The following is a 256-nucleotide window of genomic DNA, read 5'->3' as shown; positions in this document are numbered from 1 at the left end:
CCTGTGAAGTGGAGTATGGCGGTAATACGGATAAAGCACGTGCCGTCGTATTTCCTACTACGTCATACACCGCTGCCTATCCAGCCTTGTATATCAATACAGCCACGATGACGTTAAGTGGAACCGCCTATATCGTAGCCGGCTGGCCAAAGAGAGCAGAATACCCCGGCAATACGCAAACCCGAGCGGCAACAGGTGGTCGGCCTCCTTATACCTACACCTCCCAAAACCCGTCCGTGGCGACGGTCACATCTAC

Annotated in this window: 1 protein-coding gene; it reads left to right on the top strand. The window is 53.9% G+C overall.

The features are described from left to right. Window positions 1–256 (top strand): hypothetical protein (locus AAEY79_RS15615; RefSeq protein WP_352289490.1); only part of this gene is annotated, 256 nt, incomplete at both ends.

Origin of the sequence: Psychrobacter sp. GW64-MNA-CIBAN-0177 (assembly GCF_040309585.1) — a bacterium.
GTDB classification, from domain to species: domain Bacteria; phylum Pseudomonadota; class Gammaproteobacteria; order Pseudomonadales; family Moraxellaceae; genus Psychrobacter; species Psychrobacter okhotskensis.
Note: the sequence above shows the minus strand (reverse complement) of the source record. Positions and strands in the feature narration are given on the sequence as shown.